Annotated in this window: 5 protein-coding genes and 1 pseudogene; 2 read left to right on the plus strand and 4 right to left on the minus strand. The window is 25.7% G+C overall.

The features are described 5' to 3' along the window. Positions 1 to 186, minus strand: a pseudogene (locus tag Q0649_RS22090) (FAD-dependent oxidoreductase); the annotation flags it as partial. A gap of 69 nt (positions 187 to 255) precedes the next feature. Here Q0649_RS22090 and Q0649_RS22095 point away from each other — a divergent pair. Further along, entirely contained in the window at positions 256 to 468 is a 213-nt protein-coding gene (locus tag Q0649_RS22095) for a helix-turn-helix domain-containing protein (protein WP_298847005.1), read from the plus strand. 25 nt (positions 469 to 493) lie between these two features. Here Q0649_RS22095 and Q0649_RS22100 read toward each other — a convergent pair whose 3' ends face one another. Continuing rightward, a complete protein-coding gene (locus tag Q0649_RS22100) occupies positions 494 to 823 on the minus strand; it encodes a helix-turn-helix domain-containing protein (protein WP_298847008.1) in 330 nt (109 codons plus the stop codon). A gap of 360 nt (positions 824 to 1,183) precedes the next feature. Here Q0649_RS22100 and Q0649_RS22105 point away from each other — a divergent pair, with 360 nt between their 5' ends. Beyond that, positions 1,184 to 1,507, plus strand: a complete 324-nt coding sequence (locus Q0649_RS22105; protein WP_298847011.1) for a hypothetical protein — start codon at positions 1,184 to 1,186, stop codon at positions 1,505 to 1,507. A 247-nt stretch (positions 1,508 to 1,754) separates the two neighbouring features. On the opposite strand, the gene Q0649_RS22110 is transcribed toward Q0649_RS22105, so the two are convergent. Then, positions 1,755 to 3,473, minus strand: a complete 1,719-nt coding sequence (locus tag Q0649_RS22110; RefSeq protein WP_298847014.1) for a DUF3102 domain-containing protein — start codon at positions 3,471 to 3,473, stop codon at positions 1,755 to 1,757. Positions 3,474 to 5,383: 1,910 nt separating this feature from the next. Continuing rightward, positions 5,384 to 5,595 (minus strand): IS3 family transposase (locus Q0649_RS22115; protein WP_298847017.1); only part of this gene is annotated, 212 nt, incomplete at its 5' end.

Below are 5,595 nucleotides of genomic sequence, written 5' to 3' on the forward strand. Positions count from 1 at the left end.
TTTCTCACCTGCACAAAACAAATTATCAAGACCTACGACCCTCATATTATTGGTTCTTGGGGCTACAGACAGATATCTTATGGAGTTTCCCTTCCCCCCCGCTATTGGGTCTATATATTTTGCTTTTTCAAGCCCTTTAATTTTTCTTAGCTTATCTAGTGGATAATATGAAGTCATAAGTTTTGCATCTGCTATGTGAACAGAACTGCAACATATAAAAAGGTTTTTGAGCCCTTGGAAATCCACAGCTCCATTATGAACTCCTTATTACCAGAGACTACAATAGCTCAGAAAATTTACAAATTAAGAATTAACGGTAATTATACGCGACGTAACTTTGCTGCAAAATGTAACATTGGCTATAGTTCTATATGTAAATATGAAATAGGTTTATCAACACCAAGCAAAAAAAATATATATAAAATCAGCAAAGCTCTTAATATTGATATAAATTATTTTTTATGTTGATAATACAAAATAGATATATTAATATCTATTTTGCATTACTTTTTTTAAATTTACTTAGAAATCCATATATTATATTCTTATCTTCCTCATAAGCATTTTCAATAATTTTAATTACTTCATCATTTGTATATTTTATAACTATATCATTATTGTATTTATTCTCAGTAAGCAACCAATCAATTGAGACTTTAAACGTTTTGGATAATTGTACAAGTACTTCTGCGGATGGACTTACTTCATTATTCTCAATTTTGCCTATGCTACTTCTTGCGACATTCATTGATTGTGAAAGCTCTTTTTGTGTTAAATTATTTGTTTTCCTCAAATATAATATTCTTTCTCCTAATGATTTCATAGAATATGCTCCTCAATTCTATTATTTTAGATTTTAGTATTGTTTATTCTATTATTATAGATTATACTATTATTATAGTTAATGATAATTACTGTTACCAATAATATTTTACTTTATGAAGACTTAATTAATTCAATACAATAAAACCCAATTTTATTTTACCATACCTATTCATAAATAAAAACCTTAAGATAAGATGATTACATTACAAAGTACAGTAACTCTGATACTAACGATATTTTATACAGGAAAGATGGTTGGTATTTATATGAGTAATAACATTATTATAGCTTTTCTTGAAAGGCTTAGTTATAACATTTGCCCCTTTCACAAAAATATTATTTAAGGAGATTGATAAAAATGGAAAAGATAAATATGAAAACTATAGCAAAGGATAATGGAATTAAAAAATTAGTAAATATTTTTAAAACTGTTATGGATAAAGAAGAAATTGCAAATATCTTAGCTGATAAAACTGTTACTAAAGGACTTGAAATAAACTCTGCTGTTCTGAAACATTTCTACGGAGAAGAGGAATCTTCACTTATTACAATTTCATGTATAAGTTTTGGCTTAGTTCACAACATGAAAGAAGATTTTTATATTGTAAAAAAAATTCTTGGTTATAATTATGTGATTAAATTATTACAAAAATCAACAAGGTTTATCAGTTTAATTAAGTAATAAGTAAAAGCTAATCTATAATCTACATTTATTCAATCTTATTAATATCAGGCTCCAGTGAATTTATGTGTAATAGTCACTGGAGCTATAGTTGCAAATGTTGCAACTATAATTTCTGCTTAAATAATAGGCTTTTAAATATCCATTTTTAGTTATATATTATGATCTTTAATGATTTATTTTTAAACTATATAAACAAATTCATATTTAATGCTTATCTCCTTATATAATTAATTTTAAGCACAAATCAAAGACCCCAGCTTGATTTTAGTTGATTTATAAGTGCCATTGCAGTACCGTCTCCACCAATTCTGTCTGGGTGGTAGGCCATAGCTAATGTGTTATAAAATTTCTTATAAAATACTTTATTTTCTTCAGTTATCATTGTTATTTCTCCTAATATATTTTCATTTTTATAATTATCGTATTGTCTATACTTTTCTTCCTGTATTCTTTCTTTCTCTTCTTTAGCTTTCTTTTCTTTATTTAATCTACTATCCTCTAATATTACTTGTTTTTTAAAACGAATCCATAATTTTTCATCAATATTTTCTAATAACTTTAGTATATTTTTATTATTATCTAATTCGAATTTAAATTTGTCTTCTCCTAAACTATTTTTCATCGTGATTTCCCCAATTATTTTAAAATTTATAAATATATATAATATGTCTCCTGTATAAGAATATACTTTATCTAGGATTGCAAGTGTGAATACATCAAAATCTTTCTGTATTTGTTTATTTGTAAATTTAGCAGAGCTCATAATTTCTTCAAAATTCGACTTTTGTATCTCTAATTTTTCCTGTTCTATTTCCTTTATAAATTGTTCTACCAATAGCAAATGACTAAGGTCTATCTTGTAGTAGTTAAATAGTTTTGTAACATCTTCCAAATTACTTTTTGTGTCTACTTTATAATATGCTAAAGTCTCTCTATTTTTAAATACACATAACATCTCTGTTCCATCTCTATATCCTTTACAAACCGTTATATTTTCCCACACAAAACTATTTTCCTTCTTCTCTTCTGCATACCCCAATCTGACTATTTCGTTATCCTCCCACGCGAACTCAAGAACATTTTCATAAGACATTTCTGTATCTATAATTGCTAAATAAGTTTTGTCTTTATTTGTGTTATATTTATAATAGCTGTTACATACATTATTTTTATAATTCTCTTTGTCAGTTCCATCATGCATATACTTAAAATTTATATCTAATTCTATGTTATAGTCTTTTATCGTTTCTATTAGTTCAGTTTCTGTAATTTCTCCTATAGCGTACAACTGTGCTAATATTCCACCTCTATCATCACAAACTACATCATTGATAGACTCTATACTTGTATAGAAATCGCCAGTTCTGATTCTTATTTCTTCAATTAAATCATCCGCCTTCTTAATTACTTTTTCTGTATTAGTTTTTATATTATTTATTTGATCTTTAATAACATTTAAATTTTTATTCTTATTTCTTATTTCCTCACAATTTGGTGTAATAATTGTTTCTGTTTTCTTAGCTTCAATAGTTTTAATTTTTTGAGCTACATTCTTTTGGGCTTTTTTAGTATAATTCACTTCTTTAATTCTTTTAATTAATTGTCGATTTGTCCATGTTTCTATTTTATTAGATAATATAAATTTTTCTCTTTCAGTTTTTGGTAATCCTAATAAAATATATAACTTTTCTGTTCCTAAACACGAAAGCAACTTCGTATTTTCAAATTCAGTGGCAATTTTAATAAATTTTTGCGCCGTTCTAACGCTAACCTCAACTTTTTCTTCCAAATATGGAATCCATTCTCCATGTTTAAGTGATTGTTTAACTTGTTTTAGTTTTGCTCCTAATAAAATACTGTTTTCCACCATATTTATCTTTAACTTCAATATCTCAGCTGTTATAGTTTCCAATTCACATTCCTCTACTTTATTAAAAAAATTTTCTTGATTTATACCCTTCATAATAATAATCCTCCTGATTTTTAGTTTCTTCTTTACTTTTGCACCATAGCCTTTGTATTTGTTCGTTAGCAATTTATAGTAACAAGCACCTTTGGGAAAGAATTCAAATTTGTTATTCTTAATAAGTTTTATTCCTAGCTTTATTTTCACCCCTCACATATAGATAGAGATATTATATAAAAAATATAAAAAATTTGAAAAATAATTTTTGATTATAATTTTCCCATTGCAAAGATGTTGAAAAAAGTTTCTATATAAATTAAAAGAGCTTGAAAATAGAGCAAAACTTTTAATGAAAAGACTTGAAATGTAATTAGAAAGATTAAGGCATAAAAAATTGATATTTGAATCTTAATATAAAATGTTGATGAAAAAAATTTAAAATCTATCATAATGTAGATGGCATTTACGGTTATAGCAGAATGACAATGAACTTGAATCGAAAGTTGAGTCTTGCGTAGTCAAACGACATTCCTTACGTAGATGTACCCTCTAAAGTATTCTCATAACTAGTTTGTCAATCAGTAATATTCTGTAAAATTTTCATGTTTAAGTTATCTTTAATATATAACTATTTAAAGAAATTTTAATTTTGGGATAAATTATTTTGATTGTATTACTTAATAATAGGAATTATAAAAAAATGACACTAAATTAGCATTAACTCGTTCTATAAATAATCTAATATAAAAGATAGTAAATCACCTTATTACTTTTATGATGCTTAAGTAATTCTATTGAATTTTATTATTAGAAATGGATATAGGATTAGCATGTTATAGTACTCCGGCATATTGCATTTAAACAACTGTAGTATTGAGTAATGTAGTATTGAGTAATGTAGAATTGATTATTTATATATCTAAAGTAGCTTACAAGTAAAATGTCATAGCCTATTTATTGTAAAACAGCTATTGCTGAATTTGAATATCAAACAAGCATAAAATTCTATCACTTAAAATAAAAATGTCTATATATGATTCTAATGGCTACCATTGAATATCTTACTAAACAACAATTTCTGCTTTTGGTGATCTTTTCTGCTAGACATTTTAACTTTTGATTCTTCAAGTATTTCATCTATGTTATTAAAATGCTCTTCAAAAATTTTATATCTTGTGGTTGTCTTAATTGCAGCATCTGACTATTCTTATTAAGTTCTTGCTCTTATTTTAATAGTAAATATTAAAATTTAGATACAAAAATTAAAAAAGATTACTATCATAAATCAAATAGTGATCTTTAAAAAACATTTAATAAATAGGTTATAAAGTAATCAATCAATAACATTATCTTAAACAAGTTTTCACTCAATATTCAAGAAATATATTATCTTACTTTATCCCAAAAGCATATCATAAAATTATAATTAGAATAATGATTTCTTAAGTGATTATTTATATTTTAGCCATGTATTAACCTTCTTCTTATAAACTTATTATAAGCATTAGCACTCAGTGTAAGTGAGTTATTTCCATACTGAATTTATTGAGCTTGCTTTTCATTTACGGAAAGTCTTTAAATTGTAATATGAATGCGCAACTGATTATTATCTCTCTTAAACGTGAGTGCTTAACGAAAAAACACTATATGCAAAGTATATAGTGTTGGCATAACTATATTTTAGTTATAAATTGTGAATATAAATAGTATAGCTTTGTGTATATATACACAAAGCTATACTATTTATATGAAAAACACAAAGACACAGAAGGGTTTCCGATTGCCTTTGCATTTAAATATATACCCTAAAATTTATTAAATATGCCTCTAACAAACTTTCTATTATCTAAAATACATTAAATTTCATGTAAGATAACACTTTGAATTGAACCCCAAAAGTTGAACAAAATACTCAAACAAAATATTTGATGTATGGAACCAGTAGGTTAATGTACCTGCTGGTCCTTTTACGCTACTGATTTTCTATATTTAACTGGACTTAACCAATTCAAATTTTGTTTAATTCTATCATTGTTATAGTATTTGATATAATCGATTAATTCCATCTTTATCTCTTCCATTGATGTAAATTCCCTTATATACAGAAGCTCAGTTTTTAAAATGCTAAAAAAGTTTTCTACTACTGCATTATCATGACAGGTTGCTTTACGTGACATAC

The organism is uncultured Clostridium sp. (assembly GCF_937920395.1).
GTDB lineage: Bacteria > Bacillota > Clostridia > Clostridiales > Clostridiaceae > Clostridium_AD.

Bases quoted from the DNA above. Each gene is read 5' to 3' on its own strand.
- Q0649_RS22105 (WP_298847011.1), top strand. From the start codon at position 1,184: ATGGAAAAGATAAATATGAAAACTATAGCAAAGGATAATGGAATTAAA.
- Q0649_RS22095 (WP_298847005.1), top strand. From the start codon at position 256: ATGAACTCCTTATTACCAGAGACTACAATAGCTCAGAAAATTTACAAA.
- Q0649_RS22110 (WP_298847014.1), bottom strand. From the start codon at position 3,473: ATGAAGGGTATAAATCAAGAAAATTTTTTTAATAAAGTAGAGGAATGT.
- Q0649_RS22100 (WP_298847008.1), bottom strand. From the start codon at position 823: ATGAAATCATTAGGAGAAAGAATATTATATTTGAGGAAAACAAATAAT.